The following is a 14264-nucleotide window of genomic DNA, read 5'->3' on the forward strand; positions in this document are numbered from 1 at the left end:
CGCTTTTAGAACTCCCAGGCCATGCCCACCTGGCCAAAAGTACGGCTATTGCCACGGCCTGCGGCAACAGACACCTTCAAGCCCTCGGCAATCTCGTAGCGCAGCCCCAGCGCTTTGTCTGGCCGCAGGCGTTGTTCTCCGTACACCTCGGCGGTGGCTTGAAGTTGCTGCCCCAGCGGCCATTCGTAGCCCGCCGCCCAGGTGGCTGCGCTTTGGCTTGTGCCCTGCGCCTTCACCACCTTGCGCCCCGCGTTCAAGTGCAGCGCTTGCCCGCTGGCAAGGCGGTAGGTGGCCAGGGCGGTTAAGGCAAATTCGCGCTCGGTCCAGCGCCCGGGGGTGGCATCGTCCCGCACCCGTGTGCGCCCCCAATCCAGCCGCCCGCCTGCAGATCAGCCAGTGTCGCTTTGCAAAGGCACCCATTTCAGCCCAAAGCCCAGGCCCCGGTAGGTGGTGGCGGGCTCGTACTGCCTGTCTTTGGCACGGCCCAGCACAGCTTCCATCTCCAGACCTGGAAGAACGCCTGCGCCCACCACCAGATCCACGCCCCGGGTCTTGTCGTCACGGAACGCAACGGCTTCCAGCTTCATCGTGCCCTGGGCAAGGGTGCCCGCGTCATCCGTGTGCATGGGCGACTCGGCCGCAGCGGGCAAGGCGCAATTCAAGCCGGCCAGGGCAATGCACCAGGCGATAGCTGGGAATGTTTTGAAAGGAGGGAGGGGAGGGGTCATAGGGCGCTCAAGCGTAGAGCGTCCATTTTGCAACGACCGGGATAGCGCGAAAACCAAGGCGGCCCGCAAGCCGCCTGTAACTGCTTATTTGATGTCGTCCATCTGGCCGACCTGGGTGCCAGCCGCAGGCGTGACCCGGCGGGCGCCATCAAAGCGGCGCTGCCAGTAACTTTGGCGCATGTCTTCCACGCGCACTTCTGAGCCACTGCGGGGGGAATGGATGAACTTGCCGTCGCCCACATAGATGCCTACGTGGCTGAAGGTGCGGCGCATGGTGTTGAAAAAAACCAGGTCTCCCGGCTGCAGTTCTTTTTTGTCGATCACCTGGGTGGAAGCCGCTTGCTGGTCTGCACGGCGGGGCAAGACCAAACCCACGGTTTGCTGATAGATCGCCCGGACAAAGCCGCTGCAATCAAAACCGGTTTCTGCACTATTGCCACCGCGCTTGTAGGGCACGCCCAAAAAGCCCATGGCGTTGACCACCAAGTCGCCCGCACGGCCGGCAACGGTCTGAGCCTTGTCTGCCACCTTGTGGCTCACGTCTTCGAGTCGTGTGAGAAGCCCTTTGTCCGCGAGCAAGCGGTCCATATCGTCAGAATTGGTGCCTTGGGGGGCAGCGTGCGCTGCGGTTGCGCAGGCAAGGATAAGGATGCATAACCATTTGGACATGGGGGCGAAGGGTAACACGATATGGTCATTTATCAAAAATAATCGGTCTTACAAGCTGTTGATTTCATTCAGATAAACCGGTGGTTCCAGCCTTTTCCCAGGCAACTGCCGCTTGACACATGCGCGCCATGCGCACGCTGTACCGCGCTGGTGCCGGATGGAACGCATGGCCGGGGAATCCAAGGAGGTGGAAGGCATGGATTGGAGATCAAATCGGCCGGTAGCGCCAGTGCACAAAGCGCTGGTAGCTCTATTTTTGATAGTAACGAGCGTACAGACCGGCGCCCATGCCCAAGATGCGGCCGTCCCTGCGCCAGCGGTGTCGCTGGTGCCGGTCGCCACCGGTCTGGTGCATCCCTGGGCGGTGGCCTTTTTGCCCGGCGGGCAGTTTTTGGTGACTGAGCGCCCGGGGCGCCTGCGCGTGGTCAGCGCAGCGGGGCAGGTGGGGCCTGCGCTGGCAGGGGTGCCGCCGGTGGCAGCGGGCGGGCAGGGCGGTCTGCTGGACGTGGTGACCGACAACGATTTTGCCCGCACCCGCCGTATCTATTTTTGTTTTGCCGAGCCCGCAGCGGGTGGCGCGGCGGGCAACAGCACGGCGGTGGCGCGCGCCACCTTGTCGGCCGATGCCAGCAGCCTGCAGGACGTGCGCGTCATCTTCAGCCAGCGGCCCAAGGTGGAGAGCGCGCTGCACTTTGGCTGCCGCATTGCCCAGGCCAGTGATGGCAACCTGTTTGTGGCGTTGGGCGAGCGCTACCACCGCAAGGACGACGCCCAAAAGCTCGACAACCACCATGGCAAGGTCATCCGCATCACCCCAGACGGAGCAGCGCCGCCCGACAACCCCTACGTGAAACAGCCTGGCGCATTGCCCGAGATCTGGAGCTACGGCCACCGCAACCCCCAGGGCGCCACCATGGGCCCCGACGGCAAGCTGTGGATGCACGAGCATGGCCCGCAGGGCGGCGACGAAATCAATCTGCCACAGCCAGGGCGTAACTACGGCTGGCCTGTGATCACCTACGGTGAGAACTATGGCGGCGGCAAGATGGGCGAAGGCACAGCCCGCGCGGGCATGGAGCAGCCGCTGCACCAGTGGACACCGTCCATCGCCCCCTCGGGCATGGCGTTTCTGACCAGCACGCGCTACGGCACGGCGTGGCAGGGCAGCCTGTTTGTCGGGTCGCTCAAGTTTGGCACCCTGCACCGCCTGGAGGTGGCGGGTGGCAAGGTGCAGCGCGAGGAAAAGCTGCTGCAAGGCAATGGCGAGCGCATTCGCGATGTGCGGCAGGGCCCCGATGGCCTTCTTTATATGGTGACCGATAGCCCGCAGGGCCGGTTGCTGCGCCTGCAGCCCCTGTGAGCGGGGTCAGAATCTTGATGCAGATCGCGCGCCGCTGCTGGCCGACTGGATCGTGCAGCAGCGCCCCGGCGCGCTGCTGGTGGGCCCCGACGGCGAATCTGCCCAATGGGTGGCCCAGGCAGCCGCGCGCCACGGCCTGGAGCACGCCGTGTGCACCAAGGAGCGCCACGGCGACCGCAGCGTCACCATCCACCTGCCACCCGTGGCCGTGCAGGGCAGGGCGGTGGCGCTGCTCGACGACATGGCCAGCACCGGCCACACCCTGGCCCAGGCGGCGCGGCTGCTGCTGCAGGACGGTGCTGCCTCGGTGGACGTGGCGGTGACGCACGCGCTGATCGACGCAGAGGCCCTGGCCGCGCTGCACGCGGCAGGGGCGGGAGAGTTCTGGAGCACGGATTGCGTGGCGCACCCTACGAACGCGGTGGCGATGGCGGTGGCGCTGGCGCGGGGGGGGCAGTTGTGGGGCTCGAGGGCTGATATTCCCGGTTGCATGTGTTTGCCCGACTGAATATGTAGCACTGTCGGCCATGGTCCAGCAGCCGGTTTTCTGGTGGCCGGCTTGTGTGACACGACGGTTTGCAGCAGCCGACTCGTTCCAACTGCTGGTCAATTTTTGGCGAGCGACCGCTTGGGCAAGCATCGGGGGGTGCCAAAACTCCAAATTCATCGGCCCGATTTCACCCAACCCTCTGGGCAATTGCCTTGCCGGGCGGTCTGCGGCGTTACGGCGCTTGTGGATAGCCGAGCTGTACGCAGCGCCCCGTGCCTTGCATCCCAACCCAGCAAAGGACTCGTGCAACTCCAAAAAGACTTTGAACCAAGGCTCTTGGAAGATTTAGCGTGGCCCACAAGGGGCTCTCAGTCATGCAGATGCTCGGCTACAAACTGGCGAAAAATTCCCATGGCAGGCGCTTCAGTACGGTCGGCCAGGGTAACGAACGCAAAGCGTGCGCCCTCATTCAACGCCGGAGTGATGGGCAACTCCACCAAGGTACCGTTGGCGATGGCTTCACGCGCGGGGCTGATGAGGCCGAGGAACACCGCGTCACTGCCGTGTACCGCGTGTAGCAAACTGTTGATATCGTTGCAGCGCAGGGTCACCGCGACCTGGGGGTCAGCTGCGGGCCCATAGCGGGTGATCAGAAGACGTGCCAACTCCGGATTGAGTGAAGTCGACGCTAACGGATAGCGTTGGAGGTGTGCAAATGTAATGGGGGTGTTGAGTTTGGCAAGGGGGTGACCCGCGCGACAGATGAAACCACCGCGCATTTGGCCCAAATCTTCGATCAACAGGTCATCAGCTGACGTGACGCTGCGTAGATCCACAACCAGTGCGTCGAATCCACGTTCGCGCAAGCGGTTGGTCTGCAACTCGGGGGGGCCTGATTCGAGGCTGACCTGCACTCTTGGATGCATGCAGGCCATGTAACGCAGAAAGGGCTGCATCAGCAGTGCAGTAGGCCCCGCGCCGAGCCCAATGCGAATGACCCCCAAGTAGCCCTCTTGCAATAGCTGTGCGCTGCGTTTTAGCTCAACGGCATCCAGCACCATGCGGCGCGCCCGGCTTGCAACGGTCTGGCCGAACGGCGTCAACTCGTTGCGCTTGCCCATTCGGTCTATCAGACGTGCTCCGAAATCGTCTTCGAGGGTCTGGATGCTGCGACTCAGGGCGGACTGGGTGATGTGGCAACGTTCCGCGGCGCGGCTGAACGAACCGGTGTCCGCCACAGCCAGCAGGTACTCCAGATGGCGCAGGTTCATTTCGTTTGTCGCATGAGTTTTTTGAATGCATTCCGAATAAATTATGCATTAGACGCATTTGATCATGATTCATATGATTTCGCGCGCTGTCGTCCAGGGCAGCAGCAATCATCCGGAGACAAATTCATGGGCGTTCAAAATTCCAGTACGGGCGACGTCGCGTTGCCGCCCACATCCCAGCGCGTATCGAACAATTCAACTGCCGCGAAGAGCAAGGTGCAGCCCCGCGTCGTGGCTGCCACAGTGGCGGGCAACGCGCTGGAGTTCTTTGATTTCACCACCTACGCGTTCTTCGCGGTGTATATCGGCCAGACCTTCTTTCCTGCTGACGAGCCGCTGGTCACGGTGATGCTGTCGGTAGCGGTCTTTGGCGTTGGCTTCATCACGCGCCCTTTGGGCGGGCTGCTGATCGGCGCTTTTGCTGATCGTGTCGGACGCAAGCCGGCCATGCTGTTGACCATTGCGCTCATCACGATCGGCACGATCGGCATGGCGCTCACCCCCTCGTACGCAAGCATCGGGTTGGCGGCACCCATCATCGTCATTGCCTGTCGGCTGGTGCAGGGGCTGGCACTGGGCGGCGAGGTCGGGCCGTCTACGACGTATCTGATCGAGATCGCACCCCAGGGCCGGCGCGGCCTGTATGGCAGCTGGCAGCTTGCCAGCCAGGGCATAGCCTCGCTGGCGGCTGGCGTCGTCGGCATTGTGCTCACGCTGGCGCTAAGCAAGGAGCAGATGCTGGCGTGGGGTTGGCGTATCCCTTTTTTGCTCGGTCTGGCATTGATCCCCATTGCTTTCTTTCTGCGCCGCCACATGCCTGAGAGCCTCGAGCATCCCACGCATAGCGGGCCCATCAAGAGCCCGCTGGCCGATATCCGGCACCATCTGCGACCGATCATGCTGGCGCTCATGGTCATCCTGGGTGTGACGATCTCGACCTATGCGGCGATCTACATGACCACCTATGCCGTGACCACGCTCAAGCTCTCCGCGACGATCGCCATGTCGGCGACCATCGTATTCGGCGTGGCGACCTGGGCGGGTGCGCTGCTGGGGGGCTGGCTGTCAGATCTGTATGGGCGCAAACCTGTGATGCTCTGGGCTCGCGTAGCGTTGTTTGTTCTGGTCTATCCGGCTTACATGCTGCTCATCGACCATACCAGCGTTGCCACTCTGGCACTGGCGACTGCGCTGCTGGCATTGCTCACGGGCATTGGTGGCGCGCCAACGCTGGTGGCCATCCCGGAGCTGTTCCCTGGTCATGTACGCGCGCTCGGGCTGTCGATTGCCTATGCCTTTGGTGTGGCGCTGTTTGGCGGCACCGCGCAACTGGTGATCACCTGGCTGATCAAGGTGACCAACAACCCGGCGGCGCCAGCGCTCTACGTACTTGTCACCAGCTTGATCGCCATCGTCGGCATTCTGCTCATGCGCGAAACCGGCGGTGACAAGGAACTACAGAAATGATCACCAGGCGAATTTTTGCGGACTGTGAGTTCATAGCATGACTGTTCAAGACACCTTGCAGGCGGTACGCGCACACGAAGACGAATTCATCGCTTTGCGCCGTGATATCCATCAGCACCCCGAGCTGCCATTCGAAGAGCTGCGCACCAGTGATTTGGTGGCTGCGCGACTGCGGGACTGGGGTTACCACGTTGAGCGCGGCCTGGGCGGAACCGGTGTGGTCGGGCAACTCAAGCGTGGCGACGGCACGCGCACGCTGGGCCTGCGTGCGGACATGGATGCACTGCCGATCCAGGAAGCCACGGGTCTGCAGTACGCAAGTCGCAACCAGGGCGTCATGCACGCCTGCGGCCACGACGGACATACGGCCATGCTGCTGGCGGCAGCCAAGGTGCTGGCAGAGCAGGGTGACTTCTCAGGGACACTCAACCTGATCTTCCAGCCCGCGGAGGAATACGGCACCAGCGACTGTGGCGCCGTACGCATGATCAACGACGGCCTGTTCGACAAATACCCATGTGACGCTATCTTCAGCATGCACAACATGCCCGGCTGGCCACAGGGGCACTTGATCTTTCGCGAAGGCCCAATGATGGCCTCCTCAGACAAGGTCTACATCACGCTGGTAGGCCACGGTGGTCACGGTGCTGTGCCGCACAAGACAGCCGATCCGGTGGTGGCGGCGGCCAGCCTGGTGATGGCGTTGCAGACCGTGGTCTCGCGCAACGTCGATCCACTGCAAACAGCGGTGGTTACTGTGGGGGTGCTGCAATCCGGGCGCGCCAATAACGTCATCCCCGACAGCGCACATCTCGAGCTGAGCGTGCGCGCGCTCGATTCTGAGGTGCGCAGCCTGCTGCAGCAGCGCATTACCGAAATCGCCCACGCTCAGGCGCAGAGCTTTGGCGTCAAGGCTGAAATCGACTATCGGCGCGGCTACGCGGCACTGGTCAACAGCAAGGACGAAACCGACTTCGCCCGCCAGATTGGCACCGAATTGGTTGGTGCCGAGCGCGTTGTGCTGCAGGCCCCGCCTCTCACCGGCAGCGAAGATTTCGCTTTCATGCTGGAGAAGTGCCCCGGCAGCTACCTATTGATCGGAAACGGGGATGGCGACAAGCTGGGCGCCTGCATGGTGCACAACCCGGGTTACGACTTCAACGACGCCAACCTGGCCATTGGCGCTGCATACTGGACGCTGCTGGCGCGGCGTTATCTGGTTTGAACGATGGACCGCGCCGCTTTGGAAACGCTCCAGGGCTTTCTGGTAGGGCTCGACGCGCGCATGAAGCGCGCGCACAAACGCGGCCAGGTGGCGCACTACATTCCGCAACTGGCCAGCGTTGATGTGCATCAGTTCGGGATCAGTGTGTGCCTGGCCAGTGGTGAGCAGCTGAGCGCGGGCGACGCTGCGACGCCGTTTTCGATCCAGAGCATCTCAAAGGTCTTCTCGCTGGCGATCGCATTGGGCCGTCACGGCGACCGGCTCTGGAAGCGGGTGGGCAAGGAACCATCTAACTACACCTTCAACTCGGTCATTGAGCTTGAGCAGGAAGGCGGCAAACCGCGCAATCCTTTCGTCAATGCGGGTGCACTGGTCACCACCGACGCCATGCTTGATGCGCCTGACGCGGGCGGCGGACTCGACGAACTGATGGATTTCGTTCGCACGGCGGCTGGAGATGACCGGATCTCGATTGATGAACAGGTTGCCGCCTCGGAATACCGCACGGCCTACCGCAACTTCTCCCTGGCGTACTTTCTACGCTCGTGCGGCAATCTGCACACCGAATGCGAACGGCTGCTGCAGATTTACTGTCGCCAATGCGCGATCACGATGAACTGCCAGCAATTGGCCAGCGTCGGCCGGTTCTTGGCCGGTTTCGACTCCGCAGCCCACCTGCTGAACCCAGCTCAGGCACGCAGCATCAACGCCTTGATGCTGGTAGCGGGGCACTATGATGGTTCAGGCGACTTCGCCTATTCGGTCGGCTTCCCCGGCAAGAGTGGCGTTGGAGGCGGCATTCTTGCCGTCGTTCCGGGACATGCATCGATCGCGGTCTGGTCTCCTGGCCTGAATGCGTTTGGCAATTCACTGCTCGGCACGCGCGCGCTGCAAGAGTTGTCAGAGTTCACCGGCTGGTCGGTGTTCTGACGTGCAGACTTTATCGTTTGCCTCGACATGAACAGCCCCGGATTTTGAGCAGGCTGGCTGGTTTGAATGAAGGTCGGTGAGACTGCCTCGCTGGCCCATTGCCGCCAGACTGCTTTGAGTGCTGGCATGGTCGGCTCAGCCTCAGCAAGGCAATCCCAGCGGCTCTGCGATCACTTTACACTCCAGCTTGGCAAGGTACTCCTGAATCAAGGGACGCCCGGCGCGATCGGCCCATGATGTGTTGTCCTTCGCGTCATCCCGCGTGGTCATGACGACCGCCGCTCCGGGGTCCGTCGCGGTAAAAGCCTTGTTCAGAGCCAAGGGTTGCATGAAGCTACCTCCCATGCTCCTGCCAGGCAAGCGCGCTGGGGCCTGCCCGCAAAGTTCAAGATACGCCTGCTGGTGCAAAGCCCCCGGCGCTGCGCTACGGCTGCGACAATCCGGCCCTTGCAACCACAAGAGAGAAAGACCCTGCCATGCTGCTTGACGCTGACGAATCACAACTTGTGCTGGTGGACTACCAGGCACGCTTGATGCCCGCCATCCACGATGGCTCGGCCGTTCTGGCCAATGCCCGCTTGCTGGCCCGCGTGGCGCGTACGCTGGGCGTACCGGTGTGGGGCACCGAGCAAAATCCGTCGCGTCTGGGTGCCAACGATGCCGACTTGCGCGCGCTGTGCGATCGCACCCTGGCAAAAATGCATTTCAGCGCTGCAGAAGAAGGTTTAGGCGAATGGCTGCGCCCACCCGCCCAGCCCCAGCAGGGCGGCAATGCCCGCAGCCTGCCCAAGCACCTGCAAAAGCCAGCGCAACAGGCCCCAGAGCGCGGCACGATTGTCATTGCCGGATGCGAAGCCCATGTCTGCCTGTTGCAAACAGCGCTGGACTTGATGGAAGACGAGTTTGAAGTGTGGGTGGTGACCGACGCCTGCGGTTCACGCACCGAGCGCAACCGCGATGCCGCTTTTGACCGGCTGGCCGGCGCAGGCGCAGAACTGGTGACCACAGAAATGGTGGCCTTTGAATGGCTGCGCACTTGCGAGCACCCTGACTTCAAGGAAGTGCTGGGCTTGGTGAAGTAACTCCACCAAAAAATATTTCAATAAAAATAGCTGCTAGCGCTTATCTGGAAAACGCTGGCAGCTATTATTTTGATAGCAATTGGCAAGAGGGCTGGCACCTTGCCAATGCGCTTGGTGGCCAGGGTCAAGTCAACGCAAGCCAGCGCCTGCAGCGCCCTCAGCCCGCTGAATCAATTCAATCTTGTACCCGTCTGGATCCGTGACAAAGGCAATCACGGTAGTGCCGCCTTTGACGGGGCCTGCCTCGCGCGTGACGTTGCCGCCAGCGGCCTTGATCTTTTCGCAGGCGGCATACGCGTCAGGCACGCCCAGTGCGATATGACCATAGGCGTTGCCGTGGTCGTAGCTTTCCACGCCCCAGTTGTAGGTCAGTTCAATTTCTGCCTGGCCAGGGTTGCCCCCCTCAAAGCCCAAAAACGCCAGCGAATACTTGTATTCGGGGTTTTCAGACTGGCGCAGCAGTTGCATGCCCAGCACCTTGGTGTAGAAGTCGATAGAGCGTTGAAGGTTGCCAACGCGCAGCATGGTGTGAAGGAATCTCATACCTTCTATTGTGCCGGCAAGTCAAAAACCAAGCAGGTGGTGGTGGCGTGCGCGTACAGCGTGCCATCCGGCCCCACCAGGCGCGCTTCGGCCGTGGCCAGTTGGCGCCCGCTGTGGATCACGCGGCCTTCGGCGCGCACGCGCTGCACCTTGGGCGTGATGGCCTTGACCAGGTTGATGCCCAGCTCGGCTGTGGTGTAGCCGCGGCCCGGTTCCATGCGCGTGTGCACAGCGCAACCCAGTGCTGAATCGAGCAGCGTGGCAAACCAGCCGCCATGCACCGTGCCCATGGGGTTCAGGTGCTCTGGGCGGGGCGTGCCCTGGAAAACGGCCTTGCCATCGTCCACCTCCACGATCAGGAAGTCCAGCGTCTTGGCAATGGCCGCGTAGGGCAGTTCGCCCCGCAGCATGGCTTGCATTTGCTGCAGGCCATTCAGGTGGGCGATCTGCTCGCGGGTGGCGACGCCCGGGCCAGGGCCTGCGTCCAACGCGGCGAGGATCTCGCGCTCCTGCGCCAGCCAGTGTACAAGGTGGTTGTGTTGGGTCATGGGGTGTCCGGATTGTGGGTGGGGCCAAAACTTATTAATTGCATATGCAATTATTGCAGATACAATTAAATCCATGCAAGCCGACTCATCCACCCAGGCCTCCGTGCTGCCGCAGGGCTGCACCAACTTCAAGCTGCGCCAGCTGATGCGCCGCGTGGCCAACCACTACGACGCCGAGATGGCGAAGTGCGGGATCAAGACCACGCAGTACTCGCTGCTGTCGCATGTGCTCAAGCTGGGGCCAATTCGCCCCGGTGATCTGGCCACAGAGATGAAGATGGATGCCTCCACGCTCACGCGCAACCTGCGCCCGCTGGTCGATGCAGGTTGGGTGACGCTGCAGGCAGGCACGGACGCACGCAGCCGCTTGGTGCGCATCACCGATGCGGGCCGCGACAAACGCGCCGAGGCCCAGCGCCACTGGAAGGCCGCGCAACTGGCGCTGAATGAAACGCTGGGTGTGGAACGCGTGCTGGCCTTACACGCACTGGTGGATGACTCGCTCGATTTGCTGGCGGCGCTGCCAGCGCAGGAGGCCGGGCATGACGAATAACGCGACACCTCAAGCCGCAGCCAGGTCCGCCGCGCCCGCTGGCCCTGTGGCTAGTGCTGCTGGCTGCAGCAGGCACCTTTGCGATGACGATGGGCACGCGCCAGACGATGGGCCTGTTCCTGTCCGCGCTCAACACCTCCACCGGCCTGGGCATTGGCAGCATCAGCCTGGCGTTTGCATTTGGCCAGCTGTGGTGGGGCCTGACCCAGCCGTTTGCCGGTGCAGTGGCCGACCGCATCGGCACAGGCCGCGTCATCCTGCTGGGCGTGGCGCTGGTAGCGCTGGGCACCTTCATCACGCCGTACATGACCACCACGGCCGGGCTGATCTTTGCGATTGGCGTGCTGGCCGCAGGTGGTGCGGGCATGGCCGGGCCGTCCGTGCTGATGGCAGCTACTGCGCGGCTGGTGCCGCTGCAAAAACGGGGCCTGGCCAGCGGCATCGTCAACGCAGGTGGCTCGTTCGGCCAGTTTGTGATGGCCCCTATCGCCATCAGCCTCACGGCCGCCGTGGGCTGGGCCAGCGCCCTGCAGTGGCTGGGCGTGCTGGTACTGCTGGCGCTGCCTGCGGTGTGGGTGCTCAAGGGCAACTCCAATGCGCTGGCAGCGCAGGCTGCGGCAGCCTCCGGCCAGAAGACATTGACCGCGCGCGAGGCCATTGCCCAGGCACTGGCCACACCCAGCTACCGGTACCTGGCGGCGGGTTTCTTGGTTTGCGGCTTTCATGTGGCGTTTTTGGCTACGCACTTGCATGGCGTGATTGCAGCGTGCGGGCTGGCGCCCGAAGTAGGGGGCTGGTCGCTGGCGGTGATCGGGCTGTTCAACATTGTGGGCAGCCTGGGCATGGGCTGGGCAGTAGGGCGCTGGCGCATGAAGTCGCTGCTGTCACTGCTGTATACGGTGCGTGGCCTGGCGGTGCTGATCTTCCTGTTTGCCCCCAAAACGCCCGCCTTGGTGCTGATCTTCGCCGCCGTCATGGGCATCACCTTCCTGTCCACCGTGCCCCCCACGGCCGGGCTGGTCGCCAAGATGTTTGGCACGGCCAACATGGCCATGTTGTTCGGCATCGTGATGCTTTCGCACCAGGTGGGCGGCTTTCTGGGTGCCTACCTGGGCGGCAGCGTGTTCCAGGCCACCGGCAGCTATGACTGGGTCTGGTACATGGACATCGTGCTGGCCCTGGGTGCAGCGCTGGTCAACCTGCCGATCCGTGAAGCACACCTGGCGCGGCCTGCCGCCACGGCCGCGTGAACCCAAAACCTCGCACCAAGAAAGCCATCGACATGACGCAGACCCCGGCCAGCCACGCCTCGACGACCACCCAGCCCCCGATCTACTTGGAAGACCTGACCGTGGGCGACCAGTTCACCAGCGGCGAACACGCCATGGACGAGGCGCAGATCACCAGCTTTGCCGCGCAGTTCGACCCGCAGCCCTTTCACCTGGACGACGCTGCGGCCCGCGATTCCCTGTTTGGCGGTCTGGCAGCCAGTGGCTGGCACACGGCCGCAATCACCATGCGTTTGCAAGTGACGAGCGGTTTGCCCATCGCCGGCGGCATCATCGGAGCAGGTGGCGAGCTGACCTGGCCACGGCCCACCCGCGCCTTAGACGTGCTGCACGTGGTGAGCGAGGTGATAAAGGTCACGCCATCGCGCTCCAAACCCGACCGGGGCATGGTCTCCGTGCGCAGCGAAACACGTAACCAGCATGGCGATGTGTTGCAGGTGGCCACCGTGCGCATCGTGGTGCCGCGCAGGCCCGGCGCCAGCAAAGCAGCCCCCGCATGACTGCCACGCTCGACCCGCGCACCCGGCTCCTGCTGGAAGCCCCCATTGCGCCCACGCTGCTGCGCCTGGGCGCACCCAATGTACTGGTGATGCTGGCCCAGGCTGGCGTTGGCCTGATGGAAACCTACTTTGTTGGCAAGCTGGGCACCGATGCGCTGGCCGGCATGGCACTGGTGTTCCCGGCTGTGATGCTGATGCAAATGACATCGGCGGGTGCCATGGGTGGAGGCATTGCTTCTGCCATCGCCCGGGCCTTGGGCGCCCGGCGGCGCGATGATGCCGATGCGCTGGTACTGCACGCGCTGTTGATTGCTGCGGTGTTTGCATTGGCTTTCATGGTCACGGTGGTTGCGGGAGGGCGCTGGCTTTACACCCGCATGGGCGGCAGTGGCGGGGCGCTGGATGCGGCAATGGTCTATTCAAACTGGGTGTTTGGTGGCGCGCTGCTGGTCTGGCTGTTCAACACGCTGTCGGCCGTGATCCGTGGAGCCGGCAATATGGCCTTGCCCGCCTATGTGACGGTAGCGGGAGCCGTGTTGCTGCTACCGCTGTCTCCGCTACTGATCTTTGGGTGGGGCCCGTTACCGGGCCTTGGCATCGCCGGGGGCGCCATTGCGCTGCTGCTGTATTACCTGGCAAGCAGTGCGGTGTTGGCTGCTTACCTCTGGTCGTCGCGCAGTTTGCTGCGGCCATCGCTGCGCGGTCTGCAGTTACGGTGGGCACTGTTTGCAGACATTTTGCGTGTGGGCTTGGTGGGCACGGTGTCCACCGTGGCCACCAACCTGGCCATCGGAATCACCACAGCCTTGGTGGGTGCATACGGCACTGCGGCGATTGCAGGGTATGGCACCGCATCACGGCTGGAGTATCTGCTGGTGCCGCTGGTGTTTGGCCTGGGCGCACCCCTGGTGGCTATGGTTGGCACCTGCATCGGCGCCGGTCAGCGCGAACGCGCCTTGCGCGCCACCTGGATCGGGGCGGCGATTGCATTCGCGATGACCGAGGCCATTGGTCTTTGGGCTGCGGCGTATCCGGCAGCCTGGCTGTCGCTGTTCAATACGGAGCCCGCCATGATCGAAGCAGGTTCACAGTATCTGCGCATCGTTGGGCCCTGGTACGGTTTCTTTGGTCTGGGCCTGGTGCTGTACTTTGCTTCGCAAGGGGCAGGACGCTTGCTGTGGCCGGTGCTTGGCAACATCGCACGCCTGGTGGTAGCCGTGGCCGGAGGTTGGTTGGCTCTGCACGGCGGCTACGCCATTGCAGGCGTGTTCGCTGCCCAGGCCGCCGCCATGGTGGTGTACGGCATCGCCAACGCCTGGGCCATTGCCGGTGGCGCGTGGTTTGGCCCTGTGGGCTGGCCTAGGGGCATGGCCGCGTTGCTCAGGCGTCTGCCGCAGGGTTGAAACAGGTATGAGGCTGGCTGCTAGGGCGCTCGGAAAGTGTGTGCTGGTAGCTGTTCGCAAAGCCCATAAGATACGCTGCACGTACAGGTTTCAATCGACCGCGCTGGCTTACGGTATGACGATACCTAGAGCATCAGCGGAAGTTATGTGACTAGCTACCAAAAGGAGGCCCCCCGGCTCTGCCGGGGAGGCAGTAGAAGTTTGAC

The 14264-nt window shown here is 63.0% G+C and carries 17 protein-coding genes; 10 read left to right on the top strand and 7 right to left on the bottom strand.

Going from position 1 to position 14264, the window contains the following annotated elements; all coding sequences use genetic code 11:
• Nucleotides 1-5 precede the first annotated feature (5 nt).
• The 3 genes from IHV84_RS18460 to IHV84_RS18470 form a co-directional block, all read right to left on the bottom strand.
• Complete coding sequence (locus IHV84_RS18460; RefSeq protein WP_198847953.1) at nt 6-353, bottom strand: hypothetical protein; 348 nt, start codon at nt 351-353, stop codon at nt 6-8.
• Nucleotides 354-389: 36 nt separating this feature from the next.
• On the bottom strand, nt 390-728 hold the full coding sequence (locus tag IHV84_RS18465; protein ID WP_198847954.1) for a hypothetical protein: 339 nt from the start codon (nt 726-728) through the stop codon (nt 390-392).
• Nucleotides 729-812: 84 nt separating this feature from the next.
• Complete coding sequence (locus IHV84_RS18470; RefSeq protein WP_198847955.1) at nt 813-1397, bottom strand: C40 family peptidase; 585 nt, start codon at nt 1395-1397, stop codon at nt 813-815.
• Between the two features lie 196 nt (nt 1398-1593).
• On the opposite strand from IHV84_RS18470, the gene IHV84_RS18475 reads away from it, so the two are divergent.
• Entirely contained in the window at nt 1594-2757 is a 1164-nt protein-coding gene (locus IHV84_RS18475; RefSeq protein WP_233100124.1) for a PQQ-dependent sugar dehydrogenase, read from the top strand.
• A 52-nt stretch (nt 2758-2809) separates the two neighbouring features.
• Nucleotides 2810-3265, top strand: a complete 456-nt coding sequence (locus tag IHV84_RS18480; protein WP_370541318.1) for a phosphoribosyltransferase family protein — start codon at nt 2810-2812, stop codon at nt 3263-3265.
• Nucleotides 3266-3615: 350 nt separating this feature from the next.
• On the opposite strand, the gene IHV84_RS18485 is transcribed toward IHV84_RS18480, so the two are convergent.
• Nucleotides 3616-4518 (bottom strand): LysR family transcriptional regulator, encoded by a 903-nt coding sequence (locus IHV84_RS18485; RefSeq protein WP_198847956.1) that lies wholly within the window; start codon nt 4516-4518, stop codon nt 3616-3618.
• A gap of 12 nt (nt 4519-4530) precedes the next feature.
• Between IHV84_RS18485 and IHV84_RS18490 the strand changes: the two genes are divergently transcribed.
• Genes IHV84_RS18490 through IHV84_RS18500 form a run of 3 tightly spaced genes read left to right on the top strand, consistent with a single transcriptional unit; the run spans nt 4531 to nt 8140 of the window.
• The gene (locus tag IHV84_RS18490; protein WP_233100125.1) at nt 4531-5985 is read left to right on the top strand and encodes an MFS transporter; all 1455 of its coding nucleotides are present in this window, start codon (nt 4531-4533) and stop codon (nt 5983-5985) included.
• A 37-nt stretch (nt 5986-6022) separates the two neighbouring features.
• The gene (locus IHV84_RS18495) at nt 6023-7210 is read left to right on the top strand and encodes a M20 aminoacylase family protein (RefSeq protein ID WP_066788714.1); all 1188 of its coding nucleotides are present in this window, start codon (nt 6023-6025) and stop codon (nt 7208-7210) included.
• A gap of 3 nt (nt 7211-7213) precedes the next feature.
• Entirely contained in the window at nt 7214-8140 is a 927-nt protein-coding gene (locus IHV84_RS18500; protein WP_198847957.1) for a glutaminase, read from the top strand.
• Nucleotides 8141-8281: 141 nt separating this feature from the next.
• Here IHV84_RS18500 and IHV84_RS18505 read toward each other — a convergent pair whose 3' ends face one another.
• A complete protein-coding gene (locus IHV84_RS18505; RefSeq protein WP_198847958.1) occupies nt 8282-8470 on the bottom strand; it encodes a hypothetical protein in 189 nt (62 codons plus the stop codon).
• Nucleotides 8471-8616: 146 nt separating this feature from the next.
• Between IHV84_RS18505 and IHV84_RS18510 the strand changes: the two genes are divergently transcribed.
• Nucleotides 8617-9222, top strand: a complete 606-nt coding sequence (locus IHV84_RS18510) for an isochorismatase family protein (protein ID WP_044394668.1) — start codon at nt 8617-8619, stop codon at nt 9220-9222.
• Between the two features lie 129 nt (nt 9223-9351).
• Here IHV84_RS18510 and gloA read toward each other — a convergent pair whose 3' ends face one another.
• Both gloA and IHV84_RS18520 read right to left on the bottom strand, forming a co-directional pair.
• The gene (gene gloA / locus IHV84_RS18515) at nt 9352-9765 is read right to left on the bottom strand and encodes a lactoylglutathione lyase (protein ID WP_066695315.1); all 414 of its coding nucleotides are present in this window, start codon (nt 9763-9765) and stop codon (nt 9352-9354) included.
• Nucleotides 9766-9770: 5 nt separating this feature from the next.
• A complete protein-coding gene (locus IHV84_RS18520) occupies nt 9771-10313 on the bottom strand; it encodes a PaaI family thioesterase (protein ID WP_198847959.1) in 543 nt (180 codons plus the stop codon).
• Nucleotides 10314-10386: 73 nt separating this feature from the next.
• Here IHV84_RS18520 and IHV84_RS18525 point away from each other — a divergent pair, with 73 nt between their 5' ends.
• From IHV84_RS18525 to IHV84_RS18540, 4 genes are all read left to right on the top strand, one after another.
• The gene (locus IHV84_RS18525) at nt 10387-10866 is read left to right on the top strand and encodes a MarR family winged helix-turn-helix transcriptional regulator (protein WP_198847960.1); all 480 of its coding nucleotides are present in this window, start codon (nt 10387-10389) and stop codon (nt 10864-10866) included.
• Between the two features lie 83 nt (nt 10867-10949).
• Nucleotides 10950-12116 carry an MFS transporter gene (locus IHV84_RS18530; RefSeq protein ID WP_198847961.1) on the top strand — a complete coding sequence of 389 codons (1167 nt, stop codon included), beginning with the start codon at nt 10950-10952 and terminating at the stop codon, nt 12114-12116.
• A 32-nt stretch (nt 12117-12148) separates the two neighbouring features.
• Nucleotides 12149-12655 carry a MaoC family dehydratase gene (locus IHV84_RS18535; RefSeq protein WP_198847964.1) on the top strand — a complete coding sequence of 169 codons (507 nt, stop codon included), beginning with the start codon at nt 12149-12151 and terminating at the stop codon, nt 12653-12655.
• Nucleotides 12652-14058 (top strand): MATE family efflux transporter, encoded by a 1407-nt coding sequence (locus IHV84_RS18540; protein WP_198847962.1) that lies wholly within the window; start codon nt 12652-12654, stop codon nt 14056-14058. Before IHV84_RS18535 ends, IHV84_RS18540 begins: the two co-directional genes overlap by 4 nt.
• Nucleotides 14059-14264: the final 206 nt, after the last annotated feature.

It is taken from the genome of Acidovorax sp. IB03 (assembly GCF_016406015.1).
In the GTDB taxonomy this organism is placed as follows: domain Bacteria; phylum Pseudomonadota; class Gammaproteobacteria; order Burkholderiales; family Burkholderiaceae_C; genus Acidovorax; species Acidovorax temperans.

Bases quoted from the DNA above. Each gene is read 5' to 3' on its own strand.
- IHV84_RS18530 (WP_198847961.1), top strand. From the start codon at position 10,950: ATGACGATGGGCACGCGCCAGACGATGGGCCTGTTCCTGTCCGCGCTC.
- IHV84_RS18475 (WP_233100124.1), top strand. From the start codon at position 1,594: ATGGATTGGAGATCAAATCGGCCGGTAGCGCCAGTGCACAAAGCGCTG.
- IHV84_RS18540 (WP_198847962.1), top strand. From the start codon at position 12,652: ATGACTGCCACGCTCGACCCGCGCACCCGGCTCCTGCTGGAAGCCCCC.
- IHV84_RS18470 (WP_198847955.1), bottom strand. From the start codon at position 1,397: ATGTCCAAATGGTTATGCATCCTTATCCTTGCCTGCGCAACCGCAGCG.
- IHV84_RS18525 (WP_198847960.1), top strand. From the start codon at position 10,387: ATGCAAGCCGACTCATCCACCCAGGCCTCCGTGCTGCCGCAGGGCTGC.
- IHV84_RS18535 (WP_198847964.1), top strand. From the start codon at position 12,149: ATGACGCAGACCCCGGCCAGCCACGCCTCGACGACCACCCAGCCCCCG.
- IHV84_RS18490 (WP_233100125.1), top strand. From the start codon at position 4,531: ATGAGTTTTTTGAATGCATTCCGAATAAATTATGCATTAGACGCATTT.
- IHV84_RS18520 (WP_198847959.1), bottom strand. From the start codon at position 10,313: ATGACCCAACACAACCACCTTGTACACTGGCTGGCGCAGGAGCGCGAG.
- IHV84_RS18510 (WP_044394668.1), top strand. From the start codon at position 8,617: ATGCTGCTTGACGCTGACGAATCACAACTTGTGCTGGTGGACTACCAG.
- IHV84_RS18485 (WP_198847956.1), bottom strand. From the start codon at position 4,518: ATGAACCTGCGCCATCTGGAGTACCTGCTGGCTGTGGCGGACACCGGT.
- IHV84_RS18465 (WP_198847954.1), bottom strand. From the start codon at position 728: ATGACCCCTCCCCTCCCTCCTTTCAAAACATTCCCAGCTATCGCCTGG.
- IHV84_RS18505 (WP_198847958.1), bottom strand. From the start codon at position 8,470: ATGCAACCCTTGGCTCTGAACAAGGCTTTTACCGCGACGGACCCCGGA.
- IHV84_RS18500 (WP_198847957.1), top strand. From the start codon at position 7,214: ATGGACCGCGCCGCTTTGGAAACGCTCCAGGGCTTTCTGGTAGGGCTC.
- gloA (WP_066695315.1), bottom strand. From the start codon at position 9,765: ATGAGATTCCTTCACACCATGCTGCGCGTTGGCAACCTTCAACGCTCT.
- IHV84_RS18495 (WP_066788714.1), top strand. From the start codon at position 6,023: ATGACTGTTCAAGACACCTTGCAGGCGGTACGCGCACACGAAGACGAA.